The following is an 18,857-nucleotide window of genomic DNA, read 5'->3' on the forward strand; positions in this document are numbered from 1 at the left end:
CGGCGCGATGGCGGCGCCGCTGCGCATGACACCGAGCACCGCCTCCGCCGTTTCGAAACGATTGTCGATGAGGGCGGCGACCTTGTGGCCGCTGCCCACCCCGAAGCCGTGCAGACCATTCGCCACCTGGTTGATCCGCGCCGACAGTTGCCCCCAGGTGAGGCGTTGCTGCTGGAAGATGATCGCGCTGCGCTCGGCGCGCCACTTGCCGTGCAGCTCGAAGATGTCGCACAGCGTCGGCTCGAATGCATTGGAGTTGCACATTGCTTTATCTCGCACTCTGCTGGCACCGCTCCTCGTGTTGATCTCGCATCGGCTCACCGGAACGAGACGTTGAGCTCCAGCCCATAACGCCGGCCTTTGTTGAGATAACGTATGACGCCGAAAGGCAACGGCGTGACGGCGCCGGCGTAGTCCTCATCGGTCAGGTTGCGCCCGTACACGGAGAACGACAGATCGCCGGCCGGACGCCGGTACGTGATGCTGGCATCGACCAGGTCGACCTTCGAGAGGAAGGCCGAGTTGTTGTCGGTGAAGGCGGCCTCGTCGCGGTGAGCGTATTGCACGCGCCAGGACGTATCTCCCAGCGCGCCCAGCGGAAGGTCGTAGGTAACTCCCGCGTTGTAAGTCCATGGGGACACGCGCGGCAGTCGCAGCGACTTGTCGGCCGCGTCGATCACCAGGTCGCCGTTCAGGTCCATGTGAATCTTGGTGTACTCCGCATCGGTATAGCCGGCCGACGCCGTGACGGTGAGCCTGTCGGTCGCGGCGGCGTGCGCCTCGATCTCCAGGCCGCGCAGGCGGGCGTCGGCGGAATTGCGGATCACTTGCGCAACGCCGGCGATCGGATCGACGGTCACGACCTCGCGCTGCAGATCGGCGATCTCGTTGTGGAACGCCGCGAGATTCAGCCGCAGCCGGCCCTGCGCCCAGTCGGACTTGATGCCGAGCTCGTACGCATCCTGCTCTTCCTCGGCGGTCGGTCCGGCGGCCACCAGCGGATTGACGTTGCGGAAATTGTAGCCGCCGCTGCGCACGCCCTTGGTCCAGAACGAATACACCTGCACTTGCGGATCGAGCCGCCATTGGAAACCGAGCTTCGGAATCCAGCTCGTCCAGTCGTGCTCATCGCGGAAGTCGAATGCGCACACGTTGGTCGCGAAATCGCAAGGCGAATTCAGCGCGTTGAACGTGGCGATCTTCGCGGACTTGCTCTCCTTGGTGTAACGCAGTCCCAGGTTCAGCGTGAAGGCGTCGGTCAAAGAAACATCGGCCGCGGAGAAGGCCGCCCAGCTCCAGTGATCCTGGTCGCCGCCCAGCGCGGAGCGCAGCGCTCCGTTCGCCAGGATGCGCTGCTCGCGATAGAGAATGTCCTGCGTGAAGTAATACACGCCGGCGGTCGCAACGACGGCCGGCGACACCGTGCCCGTGTAGCGCAGCTCGCCGCTGAACTGGTCCTGCAGCGTCTTGATGCCGCCGTGGAACAGCACAGGGGACAGGCCGTCGATATCGGTCTCGCCCAGATGCTCCAGGTCCCGCCAGCCGAAGACGCCGGTGATCCTGCCGTTGCCCACATCCCAGTTCGCTTCCACGACCGCTTGATCCCAGGCGATGTCGATCGAACCCTCCGAGCCCGGCCCCGTATCGAAACCGGTGTAGCTGTTCATGTTCTGCACGACGCCGCCATCGCCTGTCGTCTTGCCATGTTCGAAGCGCAGTACGATCTCGGTGGTGTCGGTCGGAGTAAACAGGAACGAGGGGCGCACGAACCACGTCCGCTCTGCGCCGTAATCGTCACTGCCGGTGGTCACATTGTCGAAGTACCCGCTGTCGTCCTTGCCATAGGCAGTCAGCTTCGCTGCCACGCGAGGCGACAGCGGACCTTCGATGCTGCCGGCGAGCACGAGCTCGGGCCCGCTCTCGGCAGCGAGCTTGAAGTTCGCGCCGTACTCGCCACTGGGCCGCTTGGTGCGGACCAGTACCGCGCCGCCGGTCACGTTCCTGCCGAACAGCAGACCCTGCGGGCCGCGCAGGATCTCGACCGCTTCCAGATCGAACATGTCGAGCACGACGCCGAAGGTCACGCCGAGATAGATCTCGTCGACGAACAGTCCCACCGTCGGATCGATCGAGGGAATGGAGCTGTTCAGGCCGAGGCCGCGGATGGCGAAGTTCTGGACGCCCGGCGTGACTCCGACGCTGTCCAGACTGACGTTGGGCGCAGCAAACGACAGGTTCTCGACATTGCGAACGAACGCAGCGTCGAGCTGTGCCGCACCGAACGCAGTCACCGCCAGCGGCACGTCCTGCGCCGCTTCCAGCTTGCCCATCTTGCGACCGCTGACCACGACCTCCTCGAGGAGGATCTCACCTGTCTGGGCGACCGCGTCGGCGCCCGCCATGGTGGTCGCCGCAAGGATCGCGATTGCACTTGCCATTCTGTACATGATCTTCCCCCTGCTGAGCACTTTGTGCTGAAGCTGCTGCGCAAGGATTTAACTTCGCTTATGCTCGTTCGTCTAATTGATTCTCCCGGGCAATTTGATAAGCGCGACTTATCGTGGACATTCGTCAATTCAGGCACATCGCCGCCCTGGCGGAGCACAAGCATTTCGGCCGCGCGGCCGAGGCTATCGGCATCACGCAGGCGGCACTGACGCAGAGCATCCAGAAGATCGAGGAGGCCTACGGCGTGCTGCTCTTCGAGCGGCGCCCCGGAGATGTGACACCCACCGCGTACGGCGAGGTGGTGGTCGAGACGGCGCGCGCGACGATTTCAAAGGTCACGCACATGCGCCGGCAGATCCGCCTGATGCAGAAGCTCGCGGCTGGCCGGCTCATCATCGGTTGCGATCCGTACTTCGCGGAGCCGATAGTGGCGCCAGCGCTCATCCGGTTATTGCGCGATTACCCTCATCTGGAATTCACGCTGGAGTTGGGCGGGTGGGAAGCGCTTCAGGCGCGACTGCTCGCACGAGAAGTGGATGTGTATATCGGCTTCCCTTACGACGCGATGGACACGCACATCGTTACCGAGGATTACGAGCTGCCGCCATTCATCATTTTTGGCCGCTCGGGCCATAGCCTCATGCAGAGCCAGCGCGTGACACCGCGCGAGTGTTTCCGTTTTCCCCTGGTCGTGCCGAAGGCTTCGCTCTGGCTCAGGAAGCGGGTCGAGAGGATCATTCGCGATCCGAGCGGCGCTCAGGTCAGGCTGCCCGCGTATTTGCTGACGACCGACTTCGGCATCATCCGTCAGGTCGTCCGCAATAGCGACGCGCTCGCCGCCGCTGCGCCGCGCTCGATCAAGAGCGAATTGGAACAGGGAGTGTTCTCGCGCGTGGCTCTGCCGGAGTTCGAGTTCCCGATATCACTCGTGATCGCTACCGTCGCACTTCACAACCTGGCGCCCGCAGCCGATGCGCTGCTCACGGAGATTCGCAAGGAAATCGCGACCATGGGCTAGCCAGCTCGCTGACGTTCAGAGTGCGCGGCGCGCACGGTCATTTCGCAATCCACGCAGCTAACGTTTCATCGGAGATTCAGGTTATTGGTGCATCCTGCCAAGGGTCTGATGCAACCCCTTTCCTCTGTCAATCGTTCATTCATCAGTCATTGATCACTTCACAAAGGATGTTTTCATGCGAAAAGCAACTCTGGTCACCGCTTTGTTGTTGGCGAGCACGGCGAGCATGGCCGCCGACAACGGCCTCTATCTCGGTGCCAGCCTGGGCGATGCCAATGTCGACATCGACCAGGGTCTCGCGCAAGTGGATAGTGATGACACGGGATTCAAGTTCATCGTCGGCCTCCGGCCGCTGGACTGGTTTGCCGTGGAAGCGAGCTATGTGAATTTCGGCGAAGCCGAGCAGGGCATCCTGGCGGCGGAGACCGATGGCATCAGCGCGTTTGGCGTGTTCTTCCTGCCAGTGGGCCCGGTGGACGTGTTCGCCAAGGCGGGGCTGATCAGCTTCGATACCAGCGTCGAGCTGGATGGCGGGAACGACATCTTTCGGGAAGACGGCACGGATCTGGCGTACGGCGTCGGCGTGCAGTTCCGCTTCCTCAGTCTCGCCGTGCGCGCCGAGTACGAGAAGTTCGACATCGATGACGTCAAGGACGCCAACATGTTGTCCCTCGGCGTGACTTACACGTTCCTGTGAAGACCGGATCAGCATGCTGTCGCTGGGGTTCATCTATAAATTTTGAGGCTCTTTTTGCCGGAATTTAGCGGAAAGTGGTCAGGCCAATCTGTTGCGCATGTGCCACAAAAGCCACCAAACCGGCCCAGCGCGCGGCTTCCGGAAGGGCTTCGCGCGTTGCATCTTTGTGACAGTTAAACGCCTGAAAAAATAAAGAATTTTTCACGCGATCAGGGTAAAAAAGTCGTGGAACTTTCAGCCCCGAAGGGCGTCATAATTCCTGAGCGTCGGCCAGGACGCTCCCGTCCGCTGACCTCCCTGAGTGGACGGTAACCCGGTCCATCCCCATGCCGGGTAACACTGCCCCGGTGGCTCCAGAAGTCGCCGGGGTTCTTTTTTTGTAAGCGCTGATCGGGGTGAGCGCGGATGCCTGTTCGAGGTGACTTGACGTCACCTCGAACCGCGCGAACGCCGGGACACGGTCGTGCCGGCTGGCCGAGGCTCCAGGGACGGCTGCTCGAGATGAGCTCAGGCCGCCGGTTCTGACGTTCACGCAGGCTTTCCGGCCAGCATCCGTAAAACCTCCTTCCTGGCTTCATCGACGCCGGTCTTGTTCACCGCGGAGAAAAGCTGCGCGGTGGCGCCGTCGCCGACGGCAGTGCGCACTTTCTTCAGGGTGGCCATGGATTCGCCGCGGCCGAGTTTGTCGGCCTTGGTCAGCAGCAGGTGCACGGGCAGGTGCTGCGCGCCGGTCCATTCCAGCATCTGCCAGTCGAAGTCGGTCAGCGGGTGGCGAGAGTCCATCACGATGACCACACCCGCCAGGGAGGCGCGGGTCTCGACATAGCGCTCCATCAGCTGGCGCCAGTGATCGCGCATTTTTTCCGGGACTTTGGCGTAGCCGTAGCCCGGCAGGTCGGCCAGGCGCTGCTGCTCGTTCAGCGCAAAGAAGTTGATCAGCTGGGTGCGCCCGGGCGTCTTGCTGGTGCGGGCGAGGTCCTTCCGCCCGGTAATGGCGTTGAGCGCGCTCGATTTGCCGGCATTGGAACGGCCGGCGAAAGCCACCTCCGCACCCTGGTCGGGGGGAAATTGGCGCGGCTGCCAGGAGCTGGTGAGAAATTCGACGGGCGGAAACTGGGGCATGGTGCTTGGAGGCTGCAGGCAGGCGGTATCGCTAGTGTACAATTCCGCGCCTTTTGGCCAGCCGCCGCTACCGGAGTTGCGAATAATGAAGTTACAGTCGATGGTCCTGCTCACCGCTCTGTGCGGCCTGCAGGCGGGCGTTGCCTTCGCGGCCGAACAGCCTGTAGTGGGCTCGGCCGAACAGGGCCAGGCGAAAGCCACCCCTTGCGTCGCCTGTCATGGTGCCAATGGTAATAGTGTCAACCCGGAGTGGCCGAATCTCGCCGGCCAGCACGAGAGCTACATCCGGCGACAGCTGCAGGCGTTCAAGAATGACGAGCGCCAGAACCCGCTGATGACGCCCATGGCCAAGCCGCTCTCCGAGCAGGATATGGCCGATCTCGGCGCCTATTACGCCGCCCAGAAGTCCACCGGCACGCTGGAAGCCGAGCCGTCGAAAGTGGCGTTGGGCGAGAAGCTGTTCCGTGCCGGCGACGCGTCCAAGGGCATTGCGGCCTGCGCCGCGTGCCACGGCCCGAGCGGCGGCGGTAACCCGGCGGCCAGCTATGCACAGATTCGCGGCCAGCATGCCACCTACACGATCGCGCAGCTGAAGGCGTATCGCTCGGGAACACGGCAGACGGATCAGAATCAAATGATGCGGAATGTCGCCGCCGCGCTGAGCGACGAACAAATCGATGCGGTGGCTTCGTACATCCAAGGCCTGCGCTGATCGAATCCCCTTCGTAGTTGTCGCCCGGAACGACGCATGAACAAACTCGCTGCCCTGCTATCGACCTTGGTTCTGCTGGCGGCCTGCGGCAAGCAGGAATCGGCTCCGTCGACTCCTCCGGCCGCGCCAGCCGCCGAGCAACCGGCGGCACCGGCCGCGACAGAAGGTGATGGCAGCGCATCGACGGATCAGGCCGCCGCCGACCAGGCTGCGACCGCCGCGCCCGCCGAAACCGTCAGCGAAGTGGATGACGAGCCGCCGGCGGCGAACGAGCAGCGGACCGCGCCGACGACCCAGCCTTCGCTCAAGCTCAATGGCCCCGCGGGCGGTCCTCCGACATCAGCGCGGTTCAAGGAAGGCGCCAACTACCAGAAGATCGTGCCGGCGCAGCCGACCAACGTGGCGCCGGGCAAGGTCGAAGTGGTCGAAGTGTTCTGGTATGGCTGCGGCCACTGCTTCACGCTCGATCCGGCGGTCGAGTCGTGGCGTTCCAAGGGCAAGCCCGCGTATGTGGAATTCGTGCGCGTGCCCGCCATGTGGAACGAAGCCACGCGCATGCACGCGCGCCTCTTCTACACTGCCGAGTTGCTCGGCAAGCTCGATCAGCTGCACACGCTGATCTTTCGTGAGCTGCACGTGAACGGCAACCAGCTGAACAGCGTCGACAAGATCGCCGCGTTCTTTCAGCAGCACGGCGTCAGCAAGGAAGAATTCACCAAGGCGTTCTCGTCGTTCGCGGTCGAGTCCAAGCTGCAGCGCGCCGACTTCCTCAACAAGCGCTATCGCATCCAGTCGGTGCCGACGGTAGTCGTCAATGGCAAGTACAGCACCGACGTGGGCACCGCGGGCGGCGAAAGCCAGCTGTTCGCGTTGATGGACGAATTGGCGGCTCACGAGCACGGCGGCTGAAGCCCAAGGCGCCACCAGGTCCTCCTCGCTGTAGCGCCGACCCTCCCACATGCTGAACATCTTCGTCCCGACCGCGCAGGGCCTGAGCAAGGTCCCCGTCGGTTCGGGCGATGACGGCCCGCCGATTCCCTCGCAGGCCATCTGGGTCGACCTGCTCGTGCCCACGGTCGAGGAAGAAAAACTGGTCGAAGCCTCGTTCGGCGTCGACGTGCCGACGCGCGAGGAAATGAAGGAGATCGAAACCTCCAACCGGCTGTACGAAGACAACGGCACCCTGTACATGACGATGACGGTGGCCGCGCAGCTGGACACGGACCGGCCGGTCAGTACCGCGGTGACTTTCATCCTCACCAGCAATCGGCTGGTGACCAATCGCTATCTCGATACCAAGCCGTTCCAGCAGTTCATCTCCTACGCCAGCAAGCACGCGGGAGCGTGTCAGACTCCGGTGGCTGTCCTGGCCGGCTTGATGGAAGCGTTCGTGGAGCGCATCGCCGACGTGCTCGAGCGGGTCGGCGCCGATCTGGACAACATTTCCAGCAACATCTTTGCGCGCAACGGCAGCGGCACGCCCACCAGCCGCGACCTGCGCGCCATGATCGAACGCATCGGCTTCAATGGCGAGCTCAACAGCAAGGGCCGTGAGAGCCTGGTGAGCTTGGGCCGCCTGCTGATGTTCGCGCAGCAATCGCTGCCCGGCATCTCGGGCGAACAGCGCGAGCGGTTTCAATCCATCAGCCGCGACGTGCTGTCACTGTCCGATCACGCGTCGTTCCTGGGATCGAAAGTCTCGTTCCTGCTCGAAGCCACGCTCGGCTTGATCAACGTGGAGCAGAACAACATCATCAAGATCTTTTCGGTGGCGGCGGTGCTGTTCCTGCCGCCCACCTTGATCGCCAGCATCTACGGCATGAACTTCCACCTGCTGCCGCAGCTGCCCGGTCAGCACAGCAATTTCCTGTTCTCCATCGGCTTGATGATCGGCTCGATGGGCATCACTTACGCACTGTTCAAACGCAAGGGGTGGTTGTAATGGCCCACGCCATCACCAGTATGGCGCTGTTCTGCGATTTCGAGAACATCGCGCTCGGCGTGCGCGATGCGCAGTACGCCAAGTTCGACATCGATCGCGTGCTGGAGCGCCTGCTGCTCAAGGGCAGCATCGTGGTCAAGAAGGCCTACTGCGACTGGGATCGCTACAAGGAATTCAAGAAGCCGATGCACGAGGCGTCGTTCGAGCTGATCGAGATCCCGCACGTGAAGATCTCCGGCAAGAATTCTGCCGACATTCGCCTCGTGGTGGACGCACTGGATCTCTGTTACACCAAGGCGCACGTCGATACGTTCGTGATCATCAGCGGCGACTCGGATTTCTCGCCGCTGGTCAGCAAACTGCGCGAGAACAACAAGACGGTCATCGGCGTTGGCGTGAAGAGCTCCACGTCCGACCTGCTGATCGCCAACTGCGACGAGTTCATCTACTACGACGACCTGGTGCGCCAGGAAGAAAAGAAACGTCACCAGCGCGCGCGCCGCAAGCAGCCTGCGGCCGCCAAGCCGGCGCACACCGGTGCCGCGGATGCGCCAAAGGCAGCGAAGCCGGAAACGACCGAGGAAGATCGCAAGCAACAGGCTTTCGATCTGGTGGTGGACACCATCGACGCGCTGGCCGAGGAACGCGAGGACGAGAAGATCTGGGGCTCCATGGTCAAGCAGACCCTGAAGCGCCGCAATCCCGGCTTCAACGAAAGTTACTTCGGCTTCCGCACCTTCAGCGATCTGCTCGAAGAAGCCCAGGCTCGCAATCTGCTGACGCTCGAGCCGGATCAGAAGTCGGGCGGCTACATCATTCATCGCAAGCCGCGCGCGGAGTAACTACTTTCGTAGCACTACATCTGCCACCACTGGCAGATGATCCGAGCCCAGGAAAGGGCCGATATGGCTTGCAACGCTGCGCCAATGCGGCGACAGCAAACAATGATCGATGCGGATGCCCACCGGCGCGAACTGTGCCGGCCAGCTGCGCGTCAGCCCGAATCCGCGTGCCGCGTCGTGCAACCCCGACTCCTGCAACGCATCGCTGAAATATTCCGACCAGGGCGTGAGATTGAAATCTCCCGCCACCAGCAGCGGCCCACGCTGGGCTTTGCTGAAGCTCACGACGGCCGCCAGCTCCTCGTTCCTGAACCTGGCGTTGCGCGGCCCGAGTGGCCAGTTCAAATGCACACCGAGCACAGTCACCGGCGTGCCACGCCAGTCCAGCGTGAGGCGCGCGGCGACTGCTCCATCGGCCGCCAGCGGCACCGACTCGGCCGACAGCACCGGCCACTTGGTAAACACCGCCGCACCCATCCGGCTGGGCTCGATGTGATAGTAGGGGTAGCTCGGCAGCAAGGGTACGAGCTTGTTCGCCTGCGGCGGTGTGAGCTCGAGCAACACCACGGCATCCGCTTGCGACTGCTCGAGGTACTGCGCGGTATCCGTCAGGTCCGGGTTGCGAAACCAGACATTGAGCGACATCAGCCGGAATGTTTCTTCTCGCGTCGTGGCATTCGCCGCGCTGACTGGTTCGCTCAGAATGTAAGGCATGAGCGGCACGGCGCTGACCAGACAGCCGAGCGCCGCAGCAGCCGCAACCCAATAACGACGGCACGCCAGCAACACGCACGCCAGCAAAATAAACAATGCAGCGTATTGCACGCGAAAGTGCGCGAGCAGATCGAACGGCCAGGCGAGGCGACCCAGCAATCCACCCAGCAGGGCCAGCCACAGGGCAACCGTGCCGGCGATCGCGAGCTTACGGATGCTTCGAAGGAGGGCTCGTAGAAACAAATTCGAACAAATCAGAGTCAGCCGGCCAGCGTGCTACATCAACGCTTTGGTCATCGTCTTGGTCTGGGCGCGCCAGCGCGGCGTGGAGGTGCGGCCCGAGGCGTAGTACAGATCCATGCTGCGAATGCCTTTGACACGGCGAGTCGAGCGCCGGACCTCACGCAACAGCTTCAACAACAATTGCTCGTTGGCGCGCCAGCCTCCGCTGGCGAACTCCGCCGTGATGCCGACGTGCACTACCGTTACATGCTCGACGTCCTGGCGAGCGTACAACGCCACGCCAACCGGCCGGCCGGTCACGGTGTCGATCGCGAACAGCGACTGCACCTCCGGCAGCTCCTTCATGTGAATGCGCAGACGATCGCGATCCGCCACGATCTCCGGCGTGCCGAACTTCTCGATGGCATCGGCGATACAGGCGCTGACCCGCTCCTGGCACGAGTTGAAGAACAACAGCGCTTCCAGCGCCGGCTTCTGCGCAACGGGGACATGCGATTTGAATTCTATTTTGCTCATGACCCAGGCTTTCGTGACGAACGACGGCCGAGGCGCCAAGCCTCCGGCGAGGAGCGCATCATGAGCGGGGTTGGCGGCCTTGTCGAGCGTGACAAATTACCCCGGCCGGCGCGTAACTGCTGGCAACGGCGCCGAAAACGCCTGCTTGTCGCAGAAACGCGCCATTGACTCGAGCCGGTGGTTGCAGGCAAAACTGTCTGCTGCAGCGCCTTCGGCAAAGTACCGGCAGCGCCATGTTGCAGCGATGTCACATTCCGGAAGAGCCCCCGGAAACGGCAAATCAGAGCGGAAAATTACCGCGGCAACTCACCATGCGGACGCCGCCGGCACGCCTCTGTAAGGCGCTTCCGGCTGTGGGATTGAGCTTTTCCGGAAAGTTGGACTACGGCGTTTCGCGCAGCCACTGCGCGAAACTTTGAACTGGAGCAAGTTTTCGTAATTTAAAAACGGGAACTGAGTCGAGCGACAGTCAAAGTGCTTATTGTCAGATTAGCTACTCGTTCATCAGGGAGCGGAAAGCCGCAGTCTGGGAAGACACGTCGTCGCAGGCTCGGGCTCAGGCTCCGGGGCCACGGCGGCGGGAGGCTGGCTTTTCGCGCACTCCGGCTTGAGGGTAAGTCCGCGCGGCTCTTAGGGCGCGGCCAAGGGGAAGATACATGGGAATTCTAGATCTGGGTCGATACAAGGGAATCGTATTCGCGATCACCGGATTTCTGGTGTTCATCGCGGTCATCCTGGCCGTCAACCACGGCAAGGCCGGCCAGTTCTCGGACAACGTCGCGGGCGTGCGCTTCCTCGAGAGCCAGGCGCAGCAGCCGCACGCGGTCTATGACGCCAGTGTGCTTTTGGCGCAACGTCTGGAGAACGGCGAGAAGATCGAAGAAGCGCTGGAAAGTCTGCGCAAATCGGCCTCTTCTTTCGACAATGCCCTGAGCGGCCTGATCACCGGCGGCATGATCACGGACACCGCCGGCGAGATCCTGGTGCTGCCCTCCCTGCTCACGCCGGAAGCGGTCGAGCAATTGAAGGCCGGCAGCAAGCTGTGGGACGGCTACAAGGCCAAGCTCGACCCCATCCTGCGTTTCTCCGGCTCGCCGTATGTTAGCGCTCAACCCGCACCGGCCGCGGCCCCGGCCGCTGCGCCGGCGGCGTCGACCGTTCAGCTCAGCCCGCGCGGCCGCCGCCTGCAGGCCGCGCTGAAAGACCTCACCGAATACGGCAACACGGCCCACGGCCAGCTCTCCAAGGTGTTCAAGGACCTCTCGACCCGGGTCGAAGCTCATAGCCGCACCGAGACCGGCACGCTGCGAACCATTCAGGTTGGCGGCATGGGCGCGGCCCTGCTGTTGCTGGGCGCGATCTTCCTGTTCTTCGCCCGTAACCTGCGCAAGGAAGAAGCCGCGTCCAACCGGCAGCGCAAGGAAACCCAGGACATTCTGCGCACCGTGAACGAAGGCCTGTTTCTGCTGGACAAGGACCTGAAGCTCGGCAGCGAGCGCTCGCTGGCGCTGAACAACATCTTCCGCCGCGAGGACTTCCTGGACCTGACCTTTGACAAGCTGCTCAAGGACATCGTCCCGGAAAAGACCCTGAAGACCGCGATGGACTACGTCGCGCTGCTGTGGGGCGAGCGCGTCAACGAGAAGCTGGTCAAGACCATCAACCCGCTGAACGAAGTCGAAGTGCACTTCGACAATCCGGCCGGTGGCTTCGACACCCACTTCCTGGAATTCGATTTCAACCGCGTGAAGTCCGAAGGCTCGCTGTCGCACCTGCTGGTGACGGTGAACGACGTGACCAAGCGCGTGATGCTGTCGCGCGAGTTGCAGGAATCGCAGGAAAAGGCGCAGGCGCAGCTCGACCTGCTGCTGCGCATCCTGCACGTGGAGCCGGACAGCCTGACCAGCTTCCTCACCGACGCCGACGTGTCGTTGAAGATGGTGAACTCCATCCTCAAGGAGCCGGCCCGCGAAGAATCGGCGTTCCGCGCCAAGATCGACGGCATCTACCGCCAGGTGCACGCGGTCAAGGGCGAAGCGGCGGCGCTTGGCCTCAAGACCGTCGAGCAGCGCGCGCACGCCTTCGAAGAATCGCTCAACGACCTGAAGGGCCGCCCGTCGCTGTCCGGCAGCGACTTCCTGCCGCTGGTCGTGAAGCTGGACGATCTATTCAACCACCTCGCGCAGGTGCGCGAGATGCTGAGCCGACTGGTCGATCTGCATCACGCCATCGCGAGCCGCCGCGCCGCTGGCACCGAAGTGGGCGCCGAGAAGGTCGATCAATGGCTGGCCGGGCAGGATCAGACGCAGGTCACCAAGGCGCTCACCGCGCCGGTCGATGTTGCCGAAGCCACCGGTGCAGTCGGCGGCCTGGAGCGCACGCTCGAGGATCTCGCCGCTCGCGTGGCGAGCAGCCAGTCCAAGCAGGTCACTCTGCGTTGCGCCGGCCTGGATGCGGTCCCCGAGGCGTATCGCCGGGCCGTCAAAGACATCACCATTCAATTGGTCCGCAACGCCGTGGTCCACGGCATCGAGCAGCCCAGCGAGCGCGCCAAGGTGAACAAGGCCGAGACCGGCTCCCTGGCGGTGGAATTCACGCAGCGCGGCACCGACGGCTACGAGCTCATCGTGCAGGACGATGGCCGCGGCCTGCAGTTGGACCGGATTAAAGAAGTGGCCGTGGAACGCGGCCTGATCACACCGGCACAAGCCGCGATGCTCGACCCGCGCCAGACCATGGCACTGATTTTCCGTCCCGGCTTCTCCACCGCCGACCGCGTCACCACCGACGCCGGCCGCGGCGCCGGCATGGACCTGGTGCGCATCCTGGTCGCCGAGCTCGGCGGTCGCGTCGGGCTGGCCTCGGCCGGCGGCAAATTCTCCAAATTCAAGATCTGGCTGCCTGTCTCGGAACGGGCCGTGGCGGCCTGATGCGAGCCGTGCGAACGGACTTGAAGTGACGGATCGATGCAACGCTTCATGTGGAATTCTGAAGACTAAAGAGGGACTGTAATGGCGAGCGCCAGCGCAAAGGCTCCACCGTTGACGAACGGCAAGCTCAAGCTCATGATTTGTGACGATTCGAACATAATTCGCCGCAAGATCGAGCGGGAATTGCAGATCGAACGTCTGCAAGTGATCGCCACTGCGGCGAACGGCAAACAGGCCGTCGAGGCCTTCCGCAAGGAGCCGGCCGACGTCGTCACCATGGACATCACGATGCCCGAGATGGACGGCATCGAATGCGTGGAGAACCTGGTGAAGATCAAGCCGGACGTTCTCATCCTGGTGATTTCGGCGCTCAGCGACAAGGCCACCGCCATCGAAGCTTTGAAGAAGGGCGCCAATGGCTTTCTGTGCAAACCGTTCACGGATCGCCAGCTGACAGAAGCGCTCGAAGAGCTGCTGAGGGGCGCCGGCAATGATGACTAAAGTCGAGTTGGAAACCTTCGTCGAGGGAACGACGCACTACTTCGCCACCGCGGCCAACCAGCCTGCATCGGTGGGTTCGCCCTACATCGTGCAGGAGGGCAAGCCGACCATCCAGGAGTTCACCGGCCTGATCTCCATCGCCGGCAAACGCCGTGGCATCGTCTACTTCACTGCTTCGCGGCCCATGCTCACGGTCATGCTGATGCGCATGGGTGAAACGGAATTGACCCAGGAAAACATGTGTGACCTGGTGGGCGAAGTCGCCAATACGATCTCCGGCAACGCGCGCCGGGATTTCGGCAAGGACTTCATGATCTCGGTGCCGACGGTGGTCGCCGGCGAGCCCGAGAAGGTCGTCACCCCGGACAACATCCGCTCCTTCGTCATTCCGATCAACTGGCGCAGTCATTCGGCGCAACTGGTCGTGTGTCTGGAATGAGCGGCGATCGAGTAATGACGTGCCCAGTACACGGCCCGAAGACTTCCTTTCCACGGTTCGCACCACCGCGGCGCGACCGGGTCAGGTCCTTGATGTCGTCGTACTGAGCGCCGATGCCAACCTGCTCGAGACCCTGCGCTCCGCCGCGGGGTCCGAGCACGCCCTCTGGGAAGCTCCTTCCGCCAATGCGGCCGTCGATCATCTGGTCGGCGGTCGCTGCGACGTCCTGATTGCCGATCTCGGCACCTTGGGTGGCGACGTGAGCGCGCTCATCGAACGCCTGCAAGCACAGTTTCCCGAGCTGATCTTCATGGCGACGGGCCGGCGCGAAGAGGAAGGCGCCGTAGCTTCATTGCTCAGCACCGGGCGCATCTATCGTTTCCTGCACAAGCCCATCTCGCCCGGGCGAGCCTTTCAGTTCCTGAACGCGGCCACGCGTCGTCACAACGAGCTGCGCGATATCCAACCGGTTGCGCTGCACGCCGTGCGAACGATGACGCGCAAGCGGCCTTACCTCGGCAAGGTTGCGGGCGCCGCGGCTGGCATCTTTGCAGCAGTCGTCGCATTCACGCTGTGGCAGTCGCAAGAGCAAGGTTTGCCGGCCACACTGCAAACCACTCACGTAGGCGACGCACCGGTCGAGGATGTGATCAAGGCGAAGCTCGGCAGCGCGCAGATCGCTTATCTCAGCGGCCGATTGATCGATCCTCGCGGCGACAACGCGCTGGAATATTACAAAGGGGTGCTGACACTACAGGCGGATCATGCCGAGGCGAAGGCTGGCATACGCAAGGTCATCGATACGTTGGAGCAACGTGTCGTGAAAGCGTTGGAAGAACGCAGCGCGCCTCGCGTCGTTACCGCGTGGACAGCTTTGCAACGCGCCGCCCCGGATCATCCGCGCTTGGATGCTCTGCGTGCGCAGTTGCTGGCGCTGTCCCGAACGCAACGCCCCGCAGTTGCGAACAACACTGGCCCGCGTGTCGAAGCTGAGACTCAATCAGTTGCGAGCGACTCTCTTGCTGCGAACGTTCCGTCCGCTGAGAGTAACATCGGCGATTCGAGCCTGGCGGCCGCGCAGGATAGTCCGTCATCCGAATCGAGTGATGCGCCCATCGACGCCGATGCAGCCGAACGCGAGCTCGCTGAAGCCATCGCGCGCGAGCTGGCCGACCAGGAAGCCGCGTCTGGTGCGCCGCTGGAGGAGCAAGTCGCCGAGGCGCCCATCCAGCAAGGTCCGTCGCTCGAAGAGGAAATTGCTGCCGTCGCGAGACTTCGTGAGCGCGGTGCCTTGATCTCTCCCGCCGGCAACAACGCCTTCGATAGCGTCATGGCCCTGCATCAACGCTATCCCGATGCGGAGCTGGTTCGCAGCGAACAGCAGCGTCTTGCCTTCATATTGTTGGACCGTTCGCGCACCGCGCTGGCCGCCAACGACATCGATGAAGCCGCAACCCTGATCGATCACGCCAACACGCTCATCCCGGGCATGCAGGCCGTGCGCACATTGCAGGAACAATTGAACTCGGCTCGTGCGGAGCGCGACTTTGCTACCAATGTCGTGCAGGCCGCGTCGTTGAAGCGACTTCGCGAGGTCCCTCCCGTCTATCCGAGAGAAGCGCAGCGAGCTGGCACCGAAGGTTGGGTGCAAGTCGAATTCACGATCGCGCCGGACGGCAGCACGCGCGACTTGCAAGTTCTCGACTCCGAACCCGCGCAAGTCTTCGACAAGGCCGCGCTCGATTCCGTGAGCAAGTGGCGCTTCGAACCCATTCGCAGGAATGGCGAGCTGGTGGCCCAGCGCGCCATGCTGCAAGTCAGGTTCGTGCTGAACGACTGAGGCGCGACTAGCGCTGTGCTGCCGGTGCGCGCGCGCCTTGCAGCTTCTCGTGGTCTTCGAAGCGGCGCCCCAGCCACCAGCCCAGCAGTGCCCACAACGCCGCGACGCCGGCGCCCAGCCAGGCCACGGCCCCGGCGCCGAAACCGGCGCCCGCGACAAAGTTGTTGAGTTGGGCGGACAACGCATCGGCACCGCGATACACGGGCACATCGACGGTGTTCTTGGCCTTGTACTTGGTCTCCTTATCGAGCGGGCTCCACAACATCTCGCGGCCCGGGCGCACGAAGGCATATTCCATGGACCGGCGCAGGATCACCACAACAGTCAGCACCGCGAATGCGCCCGACATCGCCAGCGCGCCGAAGGCGAAGATCATGATGACTGGAACGAAGGTGATGAGCGCCTTCACGCCGAACTTGTCCGCGATCCGCCCGGTGAGGAACACCTGCGACAGCACGGTGAGGGTTTGCACCACCCAATCGAAGCGGGCAAAGATCTGGGTGCGATTCTCCAGCGTCGGGAAGTTTTCTTCCACCAGCCGCAGCTGCTCGAAGTACAACAAGGTATTCACGCACGAGATGAAGACGACGAACAGCGCGATGCCCAGCACATAGGGCGACCGCAGAATCAATGTCACGCCGGCAAACGGATTGCCGCCGATCGGACGGTCTTCGGCTCGGTTCGCCGCATCGGTCCGTGCCGACCACACTCCGAGCAACACGCGCTGACAAAAGATGGCCGCCACGAACAGCGCCGCGCCGAAGAACAACACTCCACTGTTACCGATGAAGCGGACGGCCAGATCCGACACCAACGGTCCGCACAGCGCCCCCGCGCTACCGCCCGCCGCGATCACGCCGAACAGGCGCTTGGTCTGCTGGCGATCGAACAGCTCCAGCAGGAAGCTCCAGAACACCGACAGCAGGAACAGGTTCACCACGCTGATGAACACGTAGAAGAACTTGCCGGCGCCCAGGTTGATGGACTCGCCCCGCAGCGACAGGCCGGTGATCAGCAGCACGATGGCCACGATGCCATAAGCCCACGGCAGGAAGACGCTGCGGCGAAAGCGAGCCACGACCGCGCCATACACCGGAATGATCAACACCGAGACGACCGATGTGATGATCCAGATATCGGCCAGCTTGTCGCGACCGATGATGGTGCCTATGGTCTCGCGCACCGGCCGCACGGAGAAGTAGCCGCTCCACATGAAAAAGAACAGGAAGAAGGCCGCCACCACCGCCGCAATCTCGTTGGGGTGGATCGGTGCGAGCCGGGACAGCAACCGGCCGAACGGCGAAGCGGGCGGAGGCGCGGACGTATTCATCAGTCGTTGTTCTCGACTATTGGCCGGCGGGGGGCACTTCGGGCGAACGCGGCATCATCGATGCAGCGAGCACGTCACATCGGGCTCGCGGGCTCGACCGTGCCGTACTTCTCCAGCACCTTCCCCACTTCCTTGGCGTCGCCCACCGCCACGATCTGCAAACGCTCGCGGTCATAGTATTTTTTCGCGACTCGCTGGATATCGGCGGGCGTGATCGCTGCGACCCGTTGCGGATAGGTATCCCAGTAGTCCGCCGGTAGCCCGTAGATCTTCTGGGTGGCGAGGTTGCTCAGCAGCGACTGCGGCGAATCGAGCGACAGCGCGAAGCGGCCGACCAGCGCGCGCCGTGCATTCGTCAGCTCCTGCGGCGACACCGGCTCATTGGCGATACGCTGCAATTCCAGGCTCAACTCGTGCATGGCCCCTTCGGTGACTGCGGTACGCACATCCGTGCTCGCGACCACTACGCCAGGGAAGGTCGTGCCGGTGAATGAGCTGTAGACGCCGTATGTATAACCCTTGTCCTCCCGGAGATTCATGAACAGGCGCGATGCCGGGCCGCCGCCGAGGATGTGATTCATGACCAGCATGGCGAAGTAGTCGTCGCTGTCGCGCTCGATGCCCATCGAACCGACCCACAGCGAGGTCTGCACCGAGCCGGGACGGTCCACCAGCAGCACCCGCGATTTTTCCGGCGGCTTGGGCGGCGGCAGCGACACCTTGTCGAGCCCGGCCTTGGGCCAGTCGCCGAAATGGCGCTCCAGCCCGGCGACGAGATCTTTCAACGCGATGTCACCATGCGCGAGCAGCAGGGCGTTGTTGGGACGAAAGCGCGCTGCGTGGAAAGCGGCGAGGTCCGCGCTGGTCAATTGTTTGATCACGTCCTCGCTGGGCACCACCAGCGCGCCGGGATGCTCGCCATAGATGGCGCGCATGAACTGCTCTTGCGCTTGAAAGCCCGGATTGGCGCGCTGGATCTGCAGCTGCGCCAGATAACGGGCGCGAAACTTGTCCAGCTCGGAAGCCGGAAACGTCGGGTTGCGAATGACATCGGCGGCGAGCGCCATGGTCTGGTCGGCGAAGTCGCTCAACCCGGTCACCGAAACCACGCTCTCGCTGGAAGCGGGACCGGAACTCGCGGTCAAGCTCGCGCCGAGGGCCGCGAGCTGCTCGGCGATCTCGCGGCTCGAGCGCGTCTTCGTGCCTTCTCGCAACTGGCTCGCGGTCACCATGGCGACGCCACGCTTCTCCGGAGGGTCGGCGAGACCGCCGCCGTTGAACCACAACTGCAGAAAGAACGTCGGCAGCTTGTGATCTTCGAGCAGCGCGACGCGCATGCCGTTGGACAGCACCGCCTCTTGCGGCTTGGGCAATTGCACGCGCAGCGTTTCAGGATTGACGGGCGCCCTGCCCTTCAACTCGACGCCCTTGGTCGAGGCGCCAGCGGGAGCTTCCTGCGGTTGTGGCGCCTGAGCGCCCGCCGGCGCGAACAGCAGCACGGACAACAGGACCGACCATGGGGCGAGCAGGGATAGATGCCGTTTAATCATGTTCATGACCTGC

At 63.1% G+C, this 18,857-nt stretch carries 17 protein-coding genes; 10 read left to right on the forward strand and 7 right to left on the reverse strand.

Annotation, left to right across the window (positions count from 1 at the left end):
• Positions 1-264: AMP-binding protein (locus VGE08_RS01825; protein ID WP_331066140.1), on the reverse strand; the 264-nt coding region annotated here is incomplete at its 3' end.
• Positions 265-317: 53 nt separating this feature from the next.
• Complete coding sequence (locus VGE08_RS01830; RefSeq protein ID WP_331066141.1) at positions 318-2,447, reverse strand: TonB-dependent receptor; 2,130 nt, start codon at positions 2,445-2,447, stop codon at positions 318-320.
• Positions 2,448-2,560: 113 nt separating this feature from the next.
• Here VGE08_RS01830 and VGE08_RS01835 point away from each other — a divergent pair, with 113 nt between their 5' ends.
• Both VGE08_RS01835 and VGE08_RS01840 read left to right on the forward strand, forming a co-directional pair.
• Positions 2,561-3,466: a LysR family transcriptional regulator gene (locus VGE08_RS01835; protein ID WP_331066142.1), complete on the forward strand. Its 906-nt coding sequence runs from the start codon at positions 2,561-2,563 to the stop codon at positions 3,464-3,466.
• Between the two features lie 175 nt (positions 3,467-3,641).
• Positions 3,642-4,163: an outer membrane beta-barrel protein gene (locus tag VGE08_RS01840; protein ID WP_331066143.1), complete on the forward strand. Its 522-nt coding sequence runs from the start codon at positions 3,642-3,644 to the stop codon at positions 4,161-4,163.
• Between the two features lie 528 nt (positions 4,164-4,691).
• On the opposite strand, the gene yihA is transcribed toward VGE08_RS01840, so the two are convergent.
• A complete protein-coding gene (gene yihA / locus VGE08_RS01845) occupies positions 4,692-5,285 on the reverse strand; it encodes a ribosome biogenesis GTP-binding protein YihA/YsxC (protein ID WP_331066144.1) in 594 nt (197 codons plus the stop codon).
• 85 nt (positions 5,286-5,370) lie between these two features.
• Here yihA and VGE08_RS01850 point away from each other — a divergent pair, with 85 nt between their 5' ends.
• From VGE08_RS01850 to VGE08_RS01865, 4 genes are read left to right on the forward strand one after another with little or no spacing between them, the layout of a single operon-like run.
• Positions 5,371-5,997, forward strand: coding sequence for a c-type cytochrome (locus VGE08_RS01850; protein WP_331066145.1), 627 nt, complete (start codon positions 5,371-5,373; stop codon positions 5,995-5,997).
• Between the two features lie 36 nt (positions 5,998-6,033).
• Complete coding sequence (locus tag VGE08_RS01855) at positions 6,034-6,906, forward strand: thiol:disulfide interchange protein DsbA/DsbL (protein WP_331066146.1); 873 nt, start codon at positions 6,034-6,036, stop codon at positions 6,904-6,906.
• A 49-nt stretch (positions 6,907-6,955) separates the two neighbouring features.
• Positions 6,956-7,939: a magnesium transporter CorA family protein gene (locus tag VGE08_RS01860; protein ID WP_331066147.1), complete on the forward strand. Its 984-nt coding sequence runs from the start codon at positions 6,956-6,958 to the stop codon at positions 7,937-7,939.
• Positions 7,939-8,781 (forward strand): NYN domain-containing protein, encoded by an 843-nt coding sequence (locus VGE08_RS01865; protein ID WP_331066148.1) that lies wholly within the window; start codon positions 7,939-7,941, stop codon positions 8,779-8,781. The genes VGE08_RS01860 and VGE08_RS01865 overlap by 1 nt, the downstream gene beginning before the upstream one ends.
• Here VGE08_RS01865 and VGE08_RS01870 read toward each other — a convergent pair whose 3' ends face one another.
• Both VGE08_RS01870 and VGE08_RS01875 read right to left on the reverse strand, forming a co-directional pair.
• Positions 8,782-9,738, reverse strand: a complete 957-nt coding sequence (locus VGE08_RS01870; RefSeq protein ID WP_331066149.1) for an endonuclease/exonuclease/phosphatase family protein — start codon at positions 9,736-9,738, stop codon at positions 8,782-8,784.
• A 33-nt stretch (positions 9,739-9,771) separates the two neighbouring features.
• Positions 9,772-10,254, reverse strand: a complete 483-nt coding sequence (locus tag VGE08_RS01875; RefSeq protein WP_331066150.1) for a hypothetical protein — start codon at positions 10,252-10,254, stop codon at positions 9,772-9,774.
• A gap of 656 nt (positions 10,255-10,910) precedes the next feature.
• Between VGE08_RS01875 and VGE08_RS01880 the strand changes: the two genes are divergently transcribed.
• The 4 genes from VGE08_RS01880 to VGE08_RS01895 all read left to right on the forward strand — a co-directional run bounded on the left by VGE08_RS01880 (position 10,911) and on the right by VGE08_RS01895 (position 15,964).
• Positions 10,911-13,184, forward strand: coding sequence for an ATP-binding protein (locus tag VGE08_RS01880; protein WP_331066151.1), 2,274 nt, complete (start codon positions 10,911-10,913; stop codon positions 13,182-13,184).
• Between the two features lie 81 nt (positions 13,185-13,265).
• Positions 13,266-13,685, forward strand: a complete 420-nt coding sequence (locus VGE08_RS01885) for a response regulator transcription factor (protein WP_331066152.1) — start codon at positions 13,266-13,268, stop codon at positions 13,683-13,685.
• The gene (locus VGE08_RS01890) at positions 13,675-14,124 is read left to right on the forward strand and encodes a chemotaxis protein CheX (protein ID WP_203165900.1); all 450 of its coding nucleotides are present in this window, start codon (positions 13,675-13,677) and stop codon (positions 14,122-14,124) included. Before VGE08_RS01885 ends, VGE08_RS01890 begins: the two co-directional genes overlap by 11 nt.
• Before the next feature lie 19 nt (positions 14,125-14,143).
• Entirely contained in the window at positions 14,144-15,964 is a 1,821-nt protein-coding gene (locus tag VGE08_RS01895; protein WP_331066153.1) for a TonB family protein, read from the forward strand.
• Positions 15,965-15,971: 7 nt separating this feature from the next.
• Here VGE08_RS01895 and VGE08_RS01900 read toward each other — a convergent pair whose 3' ends face one another.
• Both VGE08_RS01900 and VGE08_RS01905 read right to left on the reverse strand, forming a co-directional pair.
• Positions 15,972-17,294 carry an NTP/NDP exchange transporter gene (locus VGE08_RS01900; RefSeq protein ID WP_331066154.1) on the reverse strand — a complete coding sequence of 441 codons (1,323 nt, stop codon included), beginning with the start codon at positions 17,292-17,294 and terminating at the stop codon, positions 15,972-15,974.
• A gap of 74 nt (positions 17,295-17,368) precedes the next feature.
• On the reverse strand, positions 17,369-18,850 hold the full coding sequence (locus tag VGE08_RS01905; protein WP_331066155.1) for a pitrilysin family protein: 1,482 nt from the start codon (positions 18,848-18,850) through the stop codon (positions 17,369-17,371).
• Positions 18,851-18,857: the final 7 nt, after the last annotated feature.

It is taken from the genome of Steroidobacter sp., from assembly GCF_036406195.1.
Lineage (GTDB): Bacteria > Pseudomonadota > Gammaproteobacteria > Steroidobacterales > Steroidobacteraceae > Steroidobacter.